Annotated in this window: 22 protein-coding genes; all 22 read right to left on the reverse strand. The window is 66.1% G+C overall.

Features of this window, described 5'->3' with window-relative positions; all coding sequences use genetic code 11:
* Positions 1 to 189: 189 nt before the first annotated feature.
* The 22 genes from AC2IR1_RS15495 to AC2IR1_RS15600 all read right to left on the reverse strand — a co-directional run bounded on the left by AC2IR1_RS15495 (position 190) and on the right by AC2IR1_RS15600 (position 17,619).
* Positions 190 to 798 (reverse strand): NADH-quinone oxidoreductase subunit J, encoded by a 609-nt coding sequence (locus AC2IR1_RS15495; protein ID WP_486472870.1) that lies wholly within the window; start codon positions 796 to 798, stop codon positions 190 to 192.
* On the reverse strand, positions 795 to 1,202 hold the full coding sequence (locus AC2IR1_RS15500; protein ID WP_486472871.1) for a carboxymuconolactone decarboxylase family protein: 408 nt from the start codon (positions 1,200 to 1,202) through the stop codon (positions 795 to 797). Before AC2IR1_RS15500 ends, AC2IR1_RS15495 begins: the two co-directional genes overlap by 4 nt.
* Positions 1,203 to 1,241: 39 nt before the next feature.
* A complete protein-coding gene (gene nuoI / locus AC2IR1_RS15505) occupies positions 1,242 to 1,736 on the reverse strand; it encodes an NADH-quinone oxidoreductase subunit NuoI (RefSeq protein WP_486472872.1) in 495 nt (164 codons plus the stop codon).
* A gap of 3 nt (positions 1,737 to 1,739) precedes the next feature.
* On the reverse strand, positions 1,740 to 2,780 hold the full coding sequence (nuoH, locus tag AC2IR1_RS15510) for an NADH-quinone oxidoreductase subunit NuoH (RefSeq protein ID WP_486472873.1): 1,041 nt from the start codon (positions 2,778 to 2,780) through the stop codon (positions 1,740 to 1,742).
* A 6-nt stretch (positions 2,781 to 2,786) separates the two neighbouring features.
* Positions 2,787 to 3,212, reverse strand: a complete 426-nt coding sequence (locus tag AC2IR1_RS15515; protein WP_486472874.1) for a hypothetical protein — start codon at positions 3,210 to 3,212, stop codon at positions 2,787 to 2,789.
* A complete protein-coding gene (gene nuoG, locus AC2IR1_RS15520) occupies positions 3,209 to 5,194 on the reverse strand; it encodes an NADH-quinone oxidoreductase subunit NuoG (protein WP_486472875.1) in 1,986 nt (661 codons plus the stop codon). The genes AC2IR1_RS15515 and nuoG overlap by 4 nt, the downstream gene beginning before the upstream one ends.
* Positions 5,195 to 5,200: 6 nt before the next feature.
* Positions 5,201 to 5,632, reverse strand: coding sequence for a DUF5333 domain-containing protein (locus tag AC2IR1_RS15525; protein WP_486472876.1), 432 nt, complete (start codon positions 5,630 to 5,632; stop codon positions 5,201 to 5,203).
* Positions 5,633 to 5,849: 217 nt separating this feature from the next.
* Positions 5,850 to 6,224 carry a hypothetical protein gene (locus tag AC2IR1_RS15530; protein ID WP_486472877.1) on the reverse strand — a complete coding sequence of 125 codons (375 nt, stop codon included), beginning with the start codon at positions 6,222 to 6,224 and terminating at the stop codon, positions 5,850 to 5,852.
* 4 nt (positions 6,225 to 6,228) lie between these two features.
* The gene (gene nuoF, locus AC2IR1_RS15535; RefSeq protein ID WP_486472878.1) at positions 6,229 to 7,530 is read right to left on the reverse strand and encodes an NADH-quinone oxidoreductase subunit NuoF; all 1,302 of its coding nucleotides are present in this window, start codon (positions 7,528 to 7,530) and stop codon (positions 6,229 to 6,231) included.
* A 3-nt stretch (positions 7,531 to 7,533) separates the two neighbouring features.
* Entirely contained in the window at positions 7,534 to 7,770 is a 237-nt protein-coding gene (locus tag AC2IR1_RS15540; RefSeq protein WP_486472879.1) for a DUF5337 domain-containing protein, read from the reverse strand.
* A gap of 3 nt (positions 7,771 to 7,773) precedes the next feature.
* Complete coding sequence (locus AC2IR1_RS15545) at positions 7,774 to 8,382, reverse strand: helix-hairpin-helix domain-containing protein (protein ID WP_486472880.1); 609 nt, start codon at positions 8,380 to 8,382, stop codon at positions 7,774 to 7,776.
* 49 nt (positions 8,383 to 8,431) lie between these two features.
* The gene (locus AC2IR1_RS15550) at positions 8,432 to 9,601 is read right to left on the reverse strand and encodes an NADH-quinone oxidoreductase subunit E (RefSeq protein ID WP_486472881.1); all 1,170 of its coding nucleotides are present in this window, start codon (positions 9,599 to 9,601) and stop codon (positions 8,432 to 8,434) included.
* Between the two features lie 129 nt (positions 9,602 to 9,730).
* On the reverse strand, positions 9,731 to 10,024 hold the full coding sequence (locus AC2IR1_RS15555) for a hypothetical protein (protein WP_486472882.1): 294 nt from the start codon (positions 10,022 to 10,024) through the stop codon (positions 9,731 to 9,733).
* Positions 10,025 to 10,183 (reverse strand): hypothetical protein, encoded by a 159-nt coding sequence (locus AC2IR1_RS15560; protein ID WP_486472883.1) that lies wholly within the window; start codon positions 10,181 to 10,183, stop codon positions 10,025 to 10,027.
* Entirely contained in the window at positions 10,183 to 11,397 is a 1,215-nt protein-coding gene (locus tag AC2IR1_RS15565) for an NADH-quinone oxidoreductase subunit D (RefSeq protein ID WP_486472884.1), read from the reverse strand. Before AC2IR1_RS15565 ends, AC2IR1_RS15560 begins: the two co-directional genes overlap by 1 nt.
* A complete protein-coding gene (locus AC2IR1_RS15570; protein ID WP_486472885.1) occupies positions 11,397 to 12,008 on the reverse strand; it encodes an NADH-quinone oxidoreductase subunit C in 612 nt (203 codons plus the stop codon). The genes AC2IR1_RS15565 and AC2IR1_RS15570 overlap by 1 nt, the downstream gene beginning before the upstream one ends.
* A 16-nt stretch (positions 12,009 to 12,024) precedes the next feature.
* Positions 12,025 to 12,558, reverse strand: coding sequence for a NuoB/complex I 20 kDa subunit family protein (locus AC2IR1_RS15575; RefSeq protein ID WP_486472886.1), 534 nt, complete (start codon positions 12,556 to 12,558; stop codon positions 12,025 to 12,027).
* Positions 12,549 to 12,914, reverse strand: a complete 366-nt coding sequence (locus AC2IR1_RS15580) for an NADH-quinone oxidoreductase subunit A (RefSeq protein ID WP_486472887.1) — start codon at positions 12,912 to 12,914, stop codon at positions 12,549 to 12,551. Before AC2IR1_RS15580 ends, AC2IR1_RS15575 begins: the two co-directional genes overlap by 10 nt.
* Positions 12,915 to 13,298: 384 nt before the next feature.
* The gene (locus AC2IR1_RS15585; protein WP_486472888.1) at positions 13,299 to 14,087 is read right to left on the reverse strand and encodes a crotonase/enoyl-CoA hydratase family protein; all 789 of its coding nucleotides are present in this window, start codon (positions 14,085 to 14,087) and stop codon (positions 13,299 to 13,301) included.
* Positions 14,084 to 14,941, reverse strand: a complete 858-nt coding sequence (locus AC2IR1_RS15590; protein WP_486472889.1) for a hydroxymethylglutaryl-CoA lyase — start codon at positions 14,939 to 14,941, stop codon at positions 14,084 to 14,086. Before AC2IR1_RS15590 ends, AC2IR1_RS15585 begins: the two co-directional genes overlap by 4 nt.
* Positions 14,942 to 14,998: 57 nt before the next feature.
* Entirely contained in the window at positions 14,999 to 15,670 is a 672-nt protein-coding gene (locus AC2IR1_RS15595) for a glutathione S-transferase family protein (RefSeq protein ID WP_486472890.1), read from the reverse strand.
* Positions 15,667 to 17,619: an acetyl/propionyl/methylcrotonyl-CoA carboxylase subunit alpha gene (locus AC2IR1_RS15600; RefSeq protein ID WP_486476425.1), complete on the reverse strand. Its 1,953-nt coding sequence runs from the start codon at positions 17,617 to 17,619 to the stop codon at positions 15,667 to 15,669. The genes AC2IR1_RS15595 and AC2IR1_RS15600 overlap by 4 nt, the downstream gene beginning before the upstream one ends.
* Positions 17,620 to 17,626: the final 7 nt, after the last annotated feature.

Here is a 17,626-nt window from a genome sequence, read left to right on the forward strand (position 1 = left end):
CCGGCGAGCCCAACCACGACGGGCACGACTGCGCCCGCGAAAAAGATGGCTATCCAGCTGGCAATGCTCATCGCTGTCCCGTTCCTTCCCCCGGTCTTCCGGGGTCGCTTTGATTGCTGGGGTCGTCAGGCGACCCCGGGTTCTGCACGCCCCGGCCGAAACCGGGGCAGTTTGACACCGGTCAGAAGCTCAGAGCCCCTGCCCCGGTTTCACATCCTTCAGTTCCATCGCCTTGGCCGGATCGCGCCACATCTGCGCCAGCACGTTCTGGCGCTTGATGTCCTGGCGGTGCCGCAGGGTCAGGACGATAGCCCCGATCATCGAGACCAGCAGGACCAGACCCGCCAGCTGGAAGACCAGGAAGTATTGTTCGTAGATCAGCTGCCCCAGGGCGGCGGTGTTCTGAACATCCGTGGGCGCAACGGCCATCCGCGCCGCTTCCGCCGTCTCCGCCTCGGTCCAGGAGCCGAAGGCCAGGCCGAACTGCATCAGCAGGATCACCCCGATCAGCAGCGCCAGTGGCATGTACTTGGCCATCTCCGCCTTCAGCTCGGCGAAATCGACGTCCAGCATCATGACCACGAAGAGGAAGAGCACCGCGACCGCGCCGACGTAGACGATGATCAGCAGCATCGCCACGAACTCCGCCCCCAGCAGGACGAAGAGCCCCGCGGCGGACAGGAAGGACAGGATCAGCCAGAGCACCGAATGCACCGGGTTCCGGGAGATGACGGTAAACAGCCCCCCCACCAGCAGGCAGAGTGCGAAAAGGTAGAAGGAGAAGGCGGCGACAGTCATGTCTCATCATCCTCGTGTTCGTCCATGACCTCTTTGGCCAGCGTGGCAGCCTTGGTCATGGCGGGTATACCGGCGAACATCGACATCTGTGCGATGGCCTCGGCGATTTCCTGTTTCGTGGCGCCTGCCTCCAGAAGGTGGCGCACGGTGATGCGCAACTGGCTTTCGGCCTGTGCGCCCTGCATTGTCAGACCCGCGAGGGTCAGGAAAAGGCGGGTCTTTGCGTCCAGCCCTTCCTTGTTGACGGTGTTGCCAAAGGCGAACTCCATCCATTCCTTCGGCATCGTCGGCCAGAGCTGCTCGAACCCCTTGGGGGTGAAGCTCTCCAGCGCCGGGTTCATGGCCTTGGCCATGTCCTGGGCATGCCGGATGAACATCTCGAACGGGTTCTGGGGGTCAGACATGGCCGGCCCCTTTCGCTCGCATATGTTCACGGGAACAGATCATCGGTAGGGCGCATCCAGCTCCAGGTTGCGGGCGATCTCGGCTTCCCAGCGGGCCCCGTTATCCAGCAGCTTCTCCTTGTTGTAGAAGAGCTCCTCGCGGGTTTCCGTCGCGAATTCGAAGTTCGGCCCCTCGACGATCGCATCCACCGGGCAGGCTTCCTGGCAGAAGCCGCAGTAGATGCACTTCGTCATGTCGATGTCGTAGCGCGTCGTCCGGCGGGAGCCGTCCTCGCGCGGTTCGGCGTCGATGGTGATGGCCTGCGCCGGGCAGATCGCCTCGCACAGCTTGCAGGCGATGCAGCGCTCTTCCCCGTTGGGATAGCGGCGCAGCGCGTGTTCGCCGCGGAAACGGGGCGACAGCGGCCCCTTTTCATGCGGGTAGTTCAGCGTGGCCTTCGGCTTCACCAGGTACTTCAGGCCCATCTTGAAGCCCTTGAAGATATCCAGAAGCAGGAAGTACTTGGCGGCGCGGGTATAGTCGACGTTCGCCATGGGTCAGCCTCCAATCATCCAGCGGGCATAGGCACCGCCGAAGAGTTCGAATTTCGCAAGGAAGGCCACCAGGATCACCCAGACCAGGGAGATCGGCAGGAAGACCTTCCAGCCGATGCGCATCAGCTGGTCGTAGCGGTAGCGCGGCACCACCGATTTCGTCATCGCGAAGACGAAGAAGATCAGCAGGCACTTGCCGAAGAACCACAGGAAGCCGTCGGGCAGGCCCGGGATCGGGGACAGCCAGCCGCCAAGGAACAGCGTCGTGGTCAGCGCGCACATCATCACGATGGCGACGTATTCACCGATCATGAACAGCAGGAACGGGGTGGAGCTGTATTCCACCTGGTAGCCCGCAACCAGTTCGGATTCCGCTTCCGGAAGGTCGAACGGCGGGCGGTTGGTTTCCGCGTGGGCCGAGATCAGGAAGAGGAACAGCATCGGGAAGTGCGGCAGCCAGTACCAGCTGAAGATGCCGTAGCTGCCATCCTGTGCATGGACGATGTCGCCAAAGTTCATCGACCCGGTCGAGATCACGATCCCGATGATGATCAGGCCGAGGGACACCTCGTAGGAGATCATCTGCGCCGCGGAGCGGAGCGAGCCCAGGAACGGGTATTTGGAGTTCGATGCCCAGCCCCCCATGATGACGCCGTAGACTTCCAGCGAAGACACGGCGAACACGTAGAGGATCGCGACGTTGATGTCCGACAGGACCCAACCGTCATTGAAGGGGATCACCGCCCAGGCCACCATGGCCAGGACGAAGCTCAGCAATGGAGCCAGGAAGAAGACGAACTTGTCGGCGCCCGCCGGCACCACGACCTCCTTCATGATGTACTTGCCGAAGTCGGCGAAGCTCTGCAGCAGGCCGAAGATGCCAACCACGTTGGGACCCCGACGCAGCTGGACCGCTGCCCAGACCTTGCGGTCCGCGTACAGCAGGAAGGCGAGGCACACCAGCAGGGGCACCACGATCAAAAGCACCTGTCCGATTATCAGCAGCAGGATGCCTAGCGGGTTGGAGGTGAAAAACTCAGCCATGTGTCCTCACACCGTCGGTATTCCGTTTTCCGCGCAATTCGCGGTGACGACTTCTGCGTCCAGTGTCCGCAGACCCTCTGGCAGGGCTGCCGACACGGTATAAACCGCATCTGCCTCCCAGTGACCAGAGACCTCGGCGACATTAGTGCGCAGATGCCTTGCAAATCCGTAGCCGCGGATCAGCGCATATTGTGCTGCCGCGCATTCCGCGTAGGCCGAGACATCCTCGGCACTGCGCGCACCCCGCATGGAGACGTGGAAATTCACCAAATCACCATCCAGGAGACGGGTCTCGATGCCATCGTAGGACCGGCCCGGCAGCGTCGGGGACGCTGCACGGGTGACGGTGTCGACAGGCCCGCATGCACAGGGCTTCTCGCAACCCGCCAGGGTCAGCAGGACCCCCGCGCCTATGATCGCAAATGCCTTCATTCGGCCGCCATCGGTGCGGCGGCGCGTTCGGCCGCCATGCGGGACAGCTCTGCCATGACTTCCGACGCACGTGCGATCGGGTTGGTCATGTAGAAGTCCTTGATGACCGGACGGAAGTCCGCTTTGCCCAGCTTCGCCGCGGGTGCGGCGGTCCAGGTGTTCTCGGGCACCTCGCCGATGCGCGCCAGGTGCGGCACCGCCGCGACCAGGGCCTTGCGCAGCTGCGCCAGGCTGTCCCAGGGCTGGGTCGCGCCCAGCTCGGCGGAAAGCGCCCGCAGGATGGCCCAGTTTTCCTTGGCCTCGCCGGGGGCGAAGCCCGCCCGCATGGTCAGCTGGGGACGACCCTCGGTGTTCACGAAGAGCCCGTTTTCCTCGGTGTAGGCGGCGGCGGGCAGGATCACGTCGGCGCGGTGTGCGCCGCGGTCGCCGTGGGAACCCTGGTAGATCACGAAGGCACCCGCCCCGATTTCCACTTCATCGGCGCCCAGGTTGTAGATCACGTCGGCCTCGGACACGGCATCCATGCCGCCCTCGTTCACCGCGCCCACGTCCAGCGCGCCGACGCGGCTGGCGGCGGTGTGCAGCACCAGCATCCGACCCGAAAGGCCCATGGCCGCGGCCAGCACGGCGGCGCCGTCGGCCTCGTTCAGGGCGCCCTGCCCCACGATCACGATGGCATCCTCGGATACCTTCAGCCCGTCCAGCGCGGCCCGGTCGGTGCCGGCGTGGGTGTAGGTGTAGGTCAGATCCGTTGCCGGCCCCACCACGGTGACGCTTGCCCCGTGGGTCCAGGCCTTGCGGATCCGCGCGTTCAGCACCGGCGCCTCGTCGCGCGGGTTGGTGCCGATCAGCACGATCTCCTTGGCGGTGTCGATATCCTCGATCGCCACGTTGCCGACATAGGCCGAACGGTTACCGGCCGGCAGCTTCGCCCCGTCGGTGCGGCTCTCGACCACGCCGCCCTGCGCCTCGACCAGCTGCTTCAGCCCAAAGGCTGCCTCGACCGGGGCCAGGTCACCGACCAGGCCCGCGACCTTCTTGGCGCCCTTGATGGCACCTGCAGCAGCGGCCAGCGCCTCGCCCCAGGTGGCGGGCTTCAGCTTGCCGTCCACGCGGACGTAGGGCCGGTCCAGCCGCTGACGGCGCAGCCCGTCCCAGATGAAGCGCGTCTTGTCGGAAATCCATTCCTCGTTCACCGCGTCGTTGTTGCGCGGCATGATCCGCATCACTTCGCGGCCCTTGGTGTCGACCCGGATGTTGGAGCCGAGCGCGTCCATCACATCGACCGTCTCGGTCTTGGTCAGTTCCCAGGGACGGGCGGTGAAGCTGTAGGGCTTCGACACCAGCGCGCCCACCGGGCACAGGTCGATGATGTTGCCCTGCAGGTTCGAATCCAGCGTCATGTTGAGGTAGGAGGTGATCTCCGCATCCTCGCCCCGGCCGGTCTGGCCCATCTGGGTGATGCCCGCGACCTCGGTCGTGAAGCGCACGCAGCGGGTGCAGCTGATGCAGCGGGTCATATGCGTGTCGACGAGCGGCCCGAGGTTCAGGTCATCCGTGGCACGCTTGGCCTCGCGGTAGCGGGAGAAGTCGACGCCATAGGCCATCGCCTGGTCCTGCAGGTCGCATTCGCCACCCTGGTCGCAGATCGGGCAATCCAGCGGGTGGTTGATCAGGAGGAACTCCATCACCCCTTCGCGGGCCTTCTTCACCATGGGCGACTTGGTCTTGATCACCGGCGGCTGGCCTTCCGGCCCGGGGCGCAGGTCCTTGATCTGCATCGCGCAGGAGGCGGTCGGCTTGGGCGGGCCGCCCACGACTTCGACCAGGCACATGCGGCAGTTGCCGGCGATGGACAGACGTTCATGGTAGCAGAAGCGCGGCACTTCGACCCCGGCCTCCTCGCAGGCCTGCAAGATGGTCAGAGCCGGGTTAACCTCGATCTCCTGGTCGTCGATGATGACTTTGCGAAGGTCAGACATGGGTGCTCACTTTGCTTTCAAGAGAACGCCGATCTGGCTGTTCCGCGCGATCTCGGTCTTGCCGAGGCTGCACAGATCCGCCGTCTTCTCGGGGTCCAGTCCTTGGGATTTCACGTATTGCTCGCCCAGCTCGCGCATCCGCGCCTTTTCATCCTTGCTGGTGGCATAGTCTTCTATTTCGTCGTTGCTGTAGCCCAGGTCGCGGGCCTTGTTGCGCAGATCGTTGAGGACCAGCAGGCCCTTCAGGTTGCGCGGGTCGATCTGGGGGCACTTGTCGCTGATCTCGATCGCCATCGCGACCCAGAGCATCGGGCCGTCGATCTGAGGCACCTCGCGCAGGGGCGGGCGCGGATCGGTACTGGCGGCAGAGGCGCCGGCGGCGGTGATCGCACAGGCGGTCGTCAGGCTGGCGGTCAGGGCGGTGAAGGCAAGACGCATGGGGTGTCCTTTCTGCGGGGTTGCACCCCGCAGAGCGGTGGCGGACCGGCTGCTATTCAATAGCAGCCCCCGCGAAACACCCCGGATGAGAGCCTTCACGCTCATGCCACACCCCCTTCGTGCGCAGCGCTCCGCCGGCGCGCGAATGCAGCGGTGCCCGCCGTCTTCACGTCACGCGGCAGGGCCTGGGCCACTGCAAGGGGATATGCCCGTCCCATCACCATCCCTGGCAGCTTCCCGTCATCACCAGGTTGCCCGCATCGTCGTAAACCACGGCTTCCGGCGCATCGTCGGGGCCGACGGTCCAGTCGATCCGGCTGCTGCCGTAGTATTCGATGCAATGTTCGTTGGCCTTGTAGCGGCCGGCCTCGCGGGCACCGGCCAGGGACAGGCCCGGCTTGCGCACCGACACGGTGAAGGCGGCAGGCGCATCCTTGTCGAAGGAAATGTCGCTGCGGAAGTAGTAGCCGTCGAAGACCGGGCGGTTCTTGCTGCCGACCTCCTGCAGGCGCGCGCAGCCCGAAAGGGCCAGCCCGGCCAGGCCGGTCAGCAGGGCGCCACGCAGAAGGGTATTCAGGGTCGTCTTGGTCACGCGATCACTCCGCCGCCGTCAGGATGGTGGTGGAACGGCCGGTTTTCTGCCGCTTGATGCGATCCTCGATCTCGTCGCGGAAGTGGCGCACTAGGCCCTGGATCGGCCAGGCGGCCGCATCGCCCAGGGCGCAGATGGTGTGCCCTTCGACCTGCTTGGTCACCGAAAGCAGCATGTCGATTTCCTCGACCTCGGCCTCGCCGGTCACCAGGCGGTCCATCACGCGGGACATCCAGCCGGTGCCCTCGCGACAGGGGGTGCACTGGCCGCAGCTTTCATGTTTGAAGAATTTCGACAGGCGCCACACGGCTTTCACCACGTCCACGCTGTTGTCCATGACGATCATGCAGCCGGTGCCGAAGCTCGACTGGTTGGCGCGCATCCAGTCGAAGTCGAAGATCGCGTCTTCCAGCTTCTCCTTGGGCAGGACCGGGCAGGACGCACCGCCGGGGATGATGGCCTTCAGGTTGTCCCAGCCGCCGCGGATGCCGCCGCCGTGGTGCTCGATGATCTCGCGCACCGTCATCGACATGGACTCTTCGAAGACGCAGGGGTTGTTCACGTGGCCGGTCAGCGCCATCAGCTTGGTGCCCGCGTTGTTCGGGCGCCCGAAGGAGCTGAACCATTCCGGGCCGCGACGGATGATCGTCGGCACGACGGAGATGGACTCGACGTTGTTCACCGTGGTCGGGCACCCGTAAAGACCCGCGCCGGCCGGGAACGGCGGCTTCATCCGGGGCATGCCCTTCTTGCCTTCCAGGCTCTCGATCAGGGCGGTTTCCTCGCCGCAGATGTAGGCGCCGGCACCGTGATGCAGGAAGATGTCGAAATCGTAGCCGGACTTGCAGGCGTTCTTGCCGATCAGACCGGCATCATAGGCCTCGTCGATGGCGGCCTGCAGGGCCTCGCGCTCACGGATGTATTCGCCACGGATGTAGATATAGGCCGCAACGGCGCCCATTGCGAAACCGGCGATCAGCGCCCCTTCGACCAGGCAATGCGGGTCATGGCGCATGATTTCCCGGTCCTTGCAGGTCGCGGGTTCGGATTCGTCGGCGTTGATCACCAGGTAGGCCGGGCGACCATCGCTTTCCTTCGGCATGAAGGACCACTTCAGACCGGTGGGGAAGCCCGCACCGCCACGACCGCGCAGGCCGCTGTCCTTCACCTGCTGGATGATCCAGTCGCGCCCGTTGGCGAGGATATTCGCCGTGCCATCCCAGTGCCCGCGTGCCTGTGCGCCTTTCAGCGAACGGTCATGCATGCCGTAAAGGTTGGTAAAGATACGATCCTGATCCTTGAGCATGTCTTACCCTTTGTCATCCCGGCGCGTGCGCCAGATCCCAGCCACCACCACCAGCGCCCAGACGAAGGCGGCAATGGCGGCAAAATCGAACAGGAAGACGAAACGCTCAGGCAGGCCCAGCTGGCCACCGATCAGCTGCAACCCCATCCAGAGCACCATCGTCACGGCGATTACCACCCCGACCATGCGCCCCTTGCGGGCCTGTTCCAGCTCTTTCGCGCTTGCTTCCGTCATCTCCATTCCTCAGCCCGCCTTTTCGGCGGACAACTCCCGCGCCTGGTCGATCCAGCCGTCCCGGCCGATCCGCCCCCTGGCGCCTTTCACGTTCTCCTCGACCCAGGCGATATCCGCCTCGGTCCATGCGGCGATCTGGGCAAAACGGGTGATCCCCGCCCCGGCCAGGGCCTCCGCCAGCTTGGGGCCCACGCCCTTCAGCTGTTTCAGGTCATCTGCCGGCCCAGCCTCGTCAGCACCAGCCTCGTCAGCATCTGCCTCGTCAGCATCTGCCTCCTCGGCGACAGGCGCATCCGCTTCGGACACCTCCGCCGCGGGCGCTTCCGCTACCGGCTCTTCCTTGGGCTCAACCTCTTGAGTCCCCGGCTGCACCTCGCCCTGCGGCGCGGCCACGGCAGCACCGGCTTCCCCGGCAGAGGCGGCAACAGGCCCCTCCCCTGCGGCGGAGACGCAGACGAACCGCAGCACGATCACCACCAGGGCAGCGCCAAGGAAGACCGCGATGATGAAGGCCCCAAGGAACCCCAGCGGGCCGGTCAGCGCCAGCAACAGCAGCAGCGCCAGTGCCGCGCCTAGCGCCAGCCCCGTCGTCCTGCAAATGTCACCGGTCTTTCCCATGCCTCAGCTGCCTCTCCCTGGCCAGTTCGCCCTGTTGGTCTTTACCCTGTCAGTCCTTGTCGTAGACGTCGCCGCCCTTGACCCGCTTGGAGAAATCCGTCTCTTCGCCAGAGGCCAGTTTCTTCGCCTGACCGACCCAGTCGTCCCGGCTGACACGGCCCTTGAAGCCGACCAGGTTCTGGTCGGCCCAGGCCACCTGCGCGGCGTCCCAGGATGCGATCTGGTCGAAGTGGAAGATGCCGATCTCGTTCAGCACGCTTTCCAGCTTCGGACCGACGCCGGAAATTTCCTTCAGGTTGTCGGCCTTGCCGTCGCGCGGCCCATCCAGAACCTCGGGCTTTTCGCCCTCGCCCGCTGCGGCCACGGCCTCTGCGGAAACGGCGGGGGCCGGCTTTGCCGCGGCCTCGGCAGGGGCTTCCTGCTTGGTCACGCCGGTCTTGTCCGCCGGCACATCGGCCGCGGGCTTCGCCTCGGTCTTGACCTCCGGATCGGTCGCCGGGCCTGCCGGTTTCTCATCCCGCCAGGGCGTGCGCAGCGGCACTTCGGTGCCGTCGATCCGCTTGATCGTGTCGCCGACTTCCACCGCACGTGCGGCAGAGGCGTTGTACTGCGTGCGCCCGCTTTCCCACTCGGTCAGCGCAACCAGACCCGCCAGCGGTTCGGAGGAGAAGCGGCCGTTCTGCGGCCCCGGCACCGGCACTTCACCGGCGGCCAGCTTGTCCAGCAGCTCCGAGAACTTCTCGGGCGTCAGATCTTCGTAGTAGTCCTTGCCGATCTGGGCCATCGGCGCGTTGGCGCAGGCGCCCAGGCATTCGACCTCTTCCCAGGTGAACTTGCCGTCGTCCGACAGCTGGTGCGCCTTGGGAGCAATCTTGTCCTTGCAGATCGCGATCAGGTCCTCCGCCCCGCAGATCATGCAGGTCGTGGTACCGCAAACCTGGATGTGTGCGACGGATCCGGTCGGCACCAGCTGGAACATGAAGTAGAAGGTCGCCACTTCCAGGGCACGGATATAGGCCATGCCCAGCAGGTCCGCGACATATTCGATCGCGGGCTTGGTCAGCCAGCCTTCCTGCTCCTGGGCGCGCCACAGCAGCGGAATGATGGCAGAGGCCTGACGGCCCTCGGGGTACTTCGAAATCTGGCCCTCGGCCCATTTCAGGTTCGCCTCGGTGAAGGCGAAGCTTTCGGGCTGTTCATGGTGCAGGCGTCTCAGCATCGGCTCAGGTCCCGTCCTTTACTCTCTGTTCCGCGGAACTAGGCTCCGCTCCGGCCCTTTGGGGCCCATTCTCCAGCGGCGGTCGATCCGCCCGGCACGGCCCGGGGCCGTACCGCATCATCTGCCGCCTCAGGCGGCGCAGTCCCCGACCACCAGCTGCACGGCCCCGTCAGACAGGGACACGGCTTCGCCGGTGGCGATCTTGTACTGGGCCATCTCGATGGCCTGCTGCCGCGTCATGCCCGTCTGCAGCTCGACCGGCAGGTAATCCCGCTCGGTCCGCAGCACGCAGCCGACGGAGGCGACGGCATCGTTGAAGTTCTCGGCCGCGCCCACGGGCAGGTCCGAGGGGGGCGTGGCACAGGCGGCAAGAGCCATCAGGCCGCAGACCACCGTCAGGCGGGTCAGGTTCTTCGCCGCCATTCAGAAGTACCCCCGCGCGATGTCCATCAGCACGGCAACCGCCGCGCCCACGATAGTCCCGATCACCAGGCGAGAGCCGCCCCGCGCCGCCAGCACGGCCAGAAGGCCGCAGACGGCGCCGACCAGCAGCTGCCAGACGGAGATCGTGACAGACCCCATCAGCGGTCCACCTCGCCGAACACGATATCCATCGTGCCGATGATGGCGGCCACGTCGGCCAGCTGGTGACCAGACGCGACGTAGTCCATCGACTGCAGGTGCATGTACCCCGGCGCCCGCATCTTCACCCGGTAGGGTTTGTTGGTGCCGTCCGCCACGAGGTAGACGCCGAATTCGCCCTTGGGCGCCTCGACCGCGGCATAGACCTCACCGGCGGGCACGTGGAAGCCCTCGGTGTAGAGCTTGAAGTGATGGATCAGGCTTTCCATCTTGGTCTTCATGTCGCCACGCTTCGGCGGGGTCAGCTTGCCGCGCGCCAGAACGTCACCGGGGGTTTCCCGCAGCTTGACGATGGCCTGGCGGATGATCTTGGTGCTCTCGCGCATCTCGGCCATCCGGACGAGGTAGCGGTCATAGCAGTCGCCGTTCTTGCCGACGGGGATCTGGAAGTCGAACTCGTCGTAGCACTCATAGGGCTGCGCGCGACGCAGGTCCCAGGCAAAGCCGGATCCGCGCACCATGACGCCGGAATAGCCCCAGTCCTGGATGTCCTGCTCGGTCACGTGGCCGATGTCGACGTTCCGCTGCTTGAAGATCCGGTTCTCGGTCAGCAGTTCGTTGATATCGTCGAGGGTTTTGGGGAATTCGATCGCCCATTCCTCGATATCGTCGATCAGCTTGTCGGTCAGGTCCTGGTGGACGCCGCCGGGCCGGAAGTAGGCCGCGTGCAGACGCGCGCCGCAGGCCCGCTCGCAGAAGATCATCAGGTCTTCGCGCTGTTCGAAGCCCCAGAGCGGCGGGGTCAGCGCGCCGACGTCCATTGCCTGGGTGGTGACGTTCAGCAGGTGGTTCATCACCCGGCCGATTTCGGAGAACAGCACCCGGATCAGCGACGCCCGCTTGGGGATCACCGTGCCGGTCAGCTTCTCGATCGCCAGGCACCAGGCATGTTCCTGGTTCATCGGCGCCACGTAGTCGAGGCGGTCGAAATAGGGCAGGTTCTGCAGGTAGGTGCGGCTTTCCATCAGCTTCTCGGTGCCGCGGTGCAGCAGGCCGATGTGCGGGTCGGCGCGCTCGACGATCTCGCCGTCAAGCTCCAGCACCATGCGCAGCACGCCGTGTGCCGCCGGGTGCTGCGGCCCGAAGTTGATGTTGAAATTGCGGATCTGCTGTTCGCCCGTCTGGGCGTCTTCGAAACCTTTGGAGCCGTCCATCACTTCGCCTCCTCCTTCTTCTCGTCACCGGGAAGAATGTATTCGGCCCCCTCCCAGGGGGACATGAAATCGAACTGGCGGTATTCCTGGACCAGCTTGACCGGTTCGTAGACGACGCGCTTTTGCACCTCGTCGTAGCGCACCTCGGTATAGCCGGTGGTCGGGAAGTCCTTGCGCAGCGGGTGGCCGCGGAAACCGTAGTCGGTCAGGATGCGGCGCAGGTCCGGGTGGCCCGAGAAGATGATCCCGAACATGTCGAAGACCTCACGCTCGAACCAGTTGGCGGACTTGTGCACGCCGGAGATCGAGGGAACCATCTCGTCCTCCCGCACGCCGACGCGCAGGCGGATCCGCTGGTTCGTGTACATCGACAGGAAATGGTAGACGACGTCGAAACGCTTGGCCCGCTCCGGGTAATCCACCGCGGTGATGTCCACCAGGCTGGAAAACTTGCAGGAGCTGTCGGTGCGCAGGAACTCAACGAAGCCGACGATGTTCGAAGGCACGACGTCGATGTTCAACTCGCCGAAGGCCACCTCCCAGGAGGCGACGCAATCGGGACGCTTCATCTCGATATGGGCGCCCAGTTCCTTCAGAGCTTCTTCGCTCATGGTCTCTCCCCTGCCCTTATCGCGTCAGTGTGCCGGTACGGCGGATCTTCCGCGCCAGCTGCAGGATGCCGTAGAGCAGCGCCTCTGCGGTCGGCGGGCAGCCGGGGACGTAGATGTCCACGGGCACGATCCGGTCGCAGCCACGCACGACGGAATAGCTGTAGTGGTAGTAGCCGCCGCCGTTCGCGCAGGAGCCCATGGAAACCACGTAACGCGGTTCGGGCATCTGGTCGTAGACCTTGCGCAGCGCGGGGGCCATCTTGTTGGTCAGCGTGCCGGCGACGATCATCACGTCGGACTGACGCGGGGAGGCGCGCGGCGCGATCCCGTAGCGTTCGGCGTCGTAGCGCGGCATCGAGGTGTGCATCATCTCGATGGCGCAGCAGGCCAGGCCGAAAGTCATCCAGTGCAGCGACCCGGTGCGCGCCCAGGTGATCAGATCCTGGGTGGAGGTCAGCAGGAAACCCTTGTCCTGCAGTTCCTTGTTCAGCGCCTGGGTGGCAACTTCCTTGTCGGCGCCCGCAGTGTTGGCGGAGGTCATCACTCCCATTCCAGGGCTCCCTTCTTCCATTCGTAGGCAAAGCCGATCGTCAGCACGGCGAGGAAGACCATCATCGACCAGAAGCCGATCATGGAGATGTCCTTGAAGGCCACGGCCCAGGGGAACAGCATCGCGATTTCGAGGTCGAAGATGATGAACAGGATCGAAACCAGGTAGAACCGGACATCGAACTTCATCCGGGCGTCATCGAAGGCGTTGAAGCCGCATTCGTAGGCGCTGACTTTTTCAGGATCGGGGTTGCGAACGGCAATGATCACGGCGGCAAGGATCAGCACCAGGCCAAGGGCGATCGCGACCGCGAGAAAGATGAGGATGGGAAGATATTCCCGCAGCATCTCTTCCACGAATGGCTCCTTTCATGGGCGGCGCGGGTCCATCACGGGGACCCACAAGGCTGTGTGGGTTGTACGCCTGCCCCCCGGCATGGTCAACCGAAGGAGAGCGTTTTACACGGTTAGGAGTGCCTTGGACTTTCTTTATAAACAATTGAATACCAAGGAATTGGGGACTTCGTTCGCGGTTAACGCCGCGTTGCCGCATCGCTGAAGATACCCTACGGAATCCCTCACCTATTTCACACGGAATCACTCGGGTTTATCCTGCGTCACCCAAACCGCCCAAATAGGCGGCAAAATGCCGCCTCTCCTTACCCCAAGGTCAAGCGCGTTCGGCAAAAGGTGACACCATGACGCATAGTTTAGCGCGGACCCCGGCGGCCGATGGGGGGCTCAGCCCTGCCAGGGGGCAGCCCTGCGCGCAAAAAAGGCGGCGATGCCCTCCTGCGCCTCCTCGCCTTCCCAGCAGGTGACCAGCTCCTCGACCGAATGGGCGACCATCTCGGGTCCCGGCGCCCCCCCCAGAAGGCGGGCCAGCCGCTTGGCGCGGGCGACGGCGCCGGGGGCGGTCTGCAGGATCGGCGCGATCTCGGCCTCCACCTCCGCATCCAGCGCATCCACGCTGGCCACCACCCGGCTCAGCAACTGCAGCTCCCGCGCCTCGGCCGCCCCGAAACGCCGTCCCTGAAAGAAGATACGCCGTGCGCCGGCGGGCCCCGTGCGTGCAACCACATAGGGACCGATGGTGGCCGGGATCAGGCCCAGGCGCGTTTCCGTCAGGGCCATTTCAACCGTCTCCAGCCCGACGACCACATCGCAGACGGACACCAGCCCGACGCCGCCACCAAGGCAATTGCCCTGCACCCGGCCGATCAGGGGCTTGGGCATCGCATCCAGCGCGCCCAGCATGTCGGCCAGCGCCCGGGCCTCACGCCGGCGTTGCGGCCCGTCGGCGGCCATCTGCGCCTGCATCCATCCCAGGTCTCCGCCGGCGCAGAAACTGCGCCCCTCCGCGCCCAGCACCACCACGCGCACGGCCTCGTCCGCGGCAAGCTCCCCTGCGGCCTGCGTCAGCTCCGCGATCATCTGGCCGCTCATCGCGTTGTGCTTTTCGGGCCGCGCAAGCCAGAGCCGGGCCACACCGCGCGCCTCCCGCTCCACGCGGATCGTCTCGAAAGTCATGTCGTCCCCCTCAGACCGCGCGCCATGGCGGCGGCCTCCGCCAATATGTCGCCCCGCAGCCCGGTGACGTAGCCAAGGGACTCCACCCGCTCCTTCACCGCCTCCGTCGCCACGTTTCCCGCAGCCCCGGGCGCATAGGGGCAGCCCCCCAGCCCCCCGACCGAGGCATCGAAGATCCGCAGCCCCATCCGCAGTGAGAGTTCTATGTTATCAAGCGCATGCCCCGCCGTGTCATGGAAATGTCCGGCGACCTGCTCCGCAGGGATCTCGTGCAGGACGGCGCGCAGCATCGGCGCCACTTCCTCCGGCAGGGCGCGGCCCAGGGTCTCCCCAAGGGAGATTTCCGTACAGCCCATTTCGAACAGGGCAACGGCGACGCGTGCCACCGCCTCCGGCGCGACGGGTCCGTCATAGGGGCAATGGGTGACGCAGCTCACGTAGCCGCGCACAGGCACGCCCGCCTCCCCCGCCGCCGCGACTACAGGACGGAACCTCTCCAGGCTCTCTTCTATACTGGCGTTGATATTCGCGCGGCTGAAGCCCTCGCTGGCCGATCCGAAAACCGCGACCTCGTCGGCGCCTGCGGCCAGGGCATCCTGCAGCCCGCGCAGGTTTGGGGTCAGCGCCGTGTAGCGCACGCCGGGCACACGCGTGATCCCCGCAAGAACCGCGGCGCTGCCCGCCATTTGCGGCACCCATTTCGGGCTGACGAAACTGGCGCATTCGATCCGCGCGAACCCGGCGCGGCCCAGGCAATCGACCAGCGCCACCTTGTCGGCCACCGGGATCGCCCGCGCCTCGTTCTGCAGGCCGTCGCGCGGCCCCACTTCGAAAATCTCGACCCTCTCGGGCATCTCCCCTCCCCGCGCCCCTCCCAAGGCGCCCTGATCATTTCCGTCCCACCAACCCCGTCAGACCGTTTCGGACAGGGGCGCGTAGAAGGCCTTCGCATAGACGCCCGCGCCCGGGTCCGGCACCGACTGGCGGAACGCAGGCCGATCTGTCACCCTCTCGTACCAGGCGGCCACTTCGGGGAAGTCGTCCAGCGTCACGAAATGCAGCGCCATCCACAGGGCCTGCCCCACGGCGATATCCGCCGCCGAAAAGCCGGAGGTCAGCAGATAGTCCCGGTTTTCCAGCGGCGTGGACAGCCGCGCCTCGATCGCCGCAAGGCATTTGCGCAGCCGGGCCACCTCGATCTTCATCAGAACGGGGGAACGCATGTGATCTTCGTAAAGCACGATATGCTGCTGGGTCAGCGCCGCGCTGTGCTGCGAAATCGTCTCCGCGAAATGCAGCCAGACCAGCCAGTCGGGCCGGTCCAGGTCACCCGGCAGCCGCCCCAGCCCCCGGGCCGGGAAGCGCTCGCACAGGATCTCCATGATCGCCAGGCTTTCGAAGTAGACATCCCCGTCCATCTCCAGCGCCGGCACCCGGCCCGCGGGGGAGAGCGACAGGTACTCCGGCTGGCGCAGCGAGGCGTCGAAGGGGTGGACCACCATTTCGAAGGGCTCGCCCAGTTCGTGAAGCAGCCACAACACCCGCATGGAGCGGGACCCGGCGCAGTGATGCAGGCTGATCATGCGGAACCCTCCGCATCCTCGCGGGTTTCCAGACGGATGAGCGCGGCGCCGGCCTCGACCTGCCCGCCCTCCCCCGCCAGAACCTCGGCTACGATACCGTCTCTCGGGGCGCTGAGCGCATGTTCCATTTTCATGGCTTCGAGAATAGCCATTCGCTGCCCTGCGGCAACCGCTTCCCCGGGTTTGACGAAAACGTTACGCAAAAGCCCCGGCATCGGCGCAAGGATGACATCGCCCCCCGCCGCCTCCTCCGCCCCCGCGCCGGGCACGACGACCTCCCAGACCCGGGGCCAGCCGCCGAACATCGTGATCCGCTCCCCCGCCATGTGCCAGCCCGGCGCCCGCTGCCCCGCGATGCGCCAGCAGCCGCCCTGCCAGCGCGCCTCCGCCGCGACATCGCCCAGGCGCAGCAGGTGCGATCCGTCGTCCCGGCTCTCCACCGCGACCTCCACCTGCGCCTCCCCCCGCATCAGCCGCAGATGCCGCACCAGCGGCACCCAAAGGGTGAAGCCCCGCCGCGGCTCCGGCGCCCCTGCAAGGCCAAGCGCGACCATGGCCGCCCACCCCGCCTCCCAGGCCGCAGGCTCCGGCGGGTGGCAGAGCGCGGTGGCCTTACGCCCGATCAGACCGGTATCCATCCGCCCCGCCCGGAACTCCGGCTCCGCCACCAGCGCGCCGAGGAAGCCGAGGTTGGTGATGCTCCCCGCCACCTCGACCTCCGCCAGGGCACGCTCCAGCCGCTGCAACGCGACCTCCCGCGTCGGGCCATGGGCGATCAGCTTGGCGATCATCGGGTCGTAGTGCGGGGAAATCACGTCGCCCTCCGCCACGCCCGCATCGGCGCGGATCCCCTCGGGGAAGCGCAGCCGGTCCAGCCGCCCCGTGGCGGGCAGAAACCCCGCCTCCGCATCCTCGGCGTAAAGCCGTGCCTCGACCGCATGACCCCCGATCGCCAGATCCTCCTGCCGGGCGGGCAAGGGCTCCCCCGCCGCGACGCGGATCTGCCATTCCACGAGGTCCACACCCGTGATCGCCTCGGTCACGGGATGTTCGACCTGCAGGCGCGTGTTCATCTCCATGAACCAGAACCCGTCGGCGCGCAGACCGTCGCTGCCGTCCGCGATGAATTCCACCGTGCCCGCGCCGCTGTAACCGATGGCCTCCGCCGCCCGCACGGCGGCCCCTGTCATCGCCGCGCGCACCTCGGCGCTCATCCCCGGCGCGGGGGCCTCCTCGATCACCTTCTGATGGCGCCGTTGCAGCGAACAGTCCCGCTCGAAAAGATGCAGCGCCGTGGTCCCGTCGCCAAAGACCTGCACCTCCACGTGGCGCGGGGTGTCGATGTATTTCTCCACCAGCATGCGGTCATTGCCGAAGGCGCCTCGCGCCTCGGCCTGCGCGGCCTCCAGCGCCTCGGCAAAGGCGCCCGGCGCATCGACCCGCCGCATCCCCTTGCCGCCGCCTCCCGCCACGGCCTTCAGCAGCACCGGGTAGCCGATCCGCGCGGCCTCCCCTGCCAGAAACGCCGCCCCCTGCTCCTCTCCATGATAGCCCGGGACCACGGGCACGCCCGCCGCCTCCATCAGCGCCTTGGCCGCGCCCTTCAGCCCCATGGCGCGGATCGCCGCCGCCGAAGGCCCGATGAAGGCCACGCCCGCCGCCTCAAGCGCCTCGACGAAATCGGGGTTCTCCGACAGGAAGCCGTAGCCCGGATGCACCGCCTGTGCGCCCGTCTCCACCGCCGCCGCGACCACCCGGTCGATCCGCAGATAACTCTCCGCCGGCCGCGCCCCGCCAAGGCAGACCGCCTCATCCGCCAGCCGCACATGCGGCGCCTCGCGGTCGGCCTCGGAACAGACGGCCACCGTCGCGATCCCCATCCGCCGCGCGGTGGTGATCACCCGCACCGCGATCTCTCCCCGGTTCGCCACCAGGATCTTTCGGAACATCATGCCC

The organism is Pseudooceanicola sp. NS-SX8, assembly GCF_057380755.1.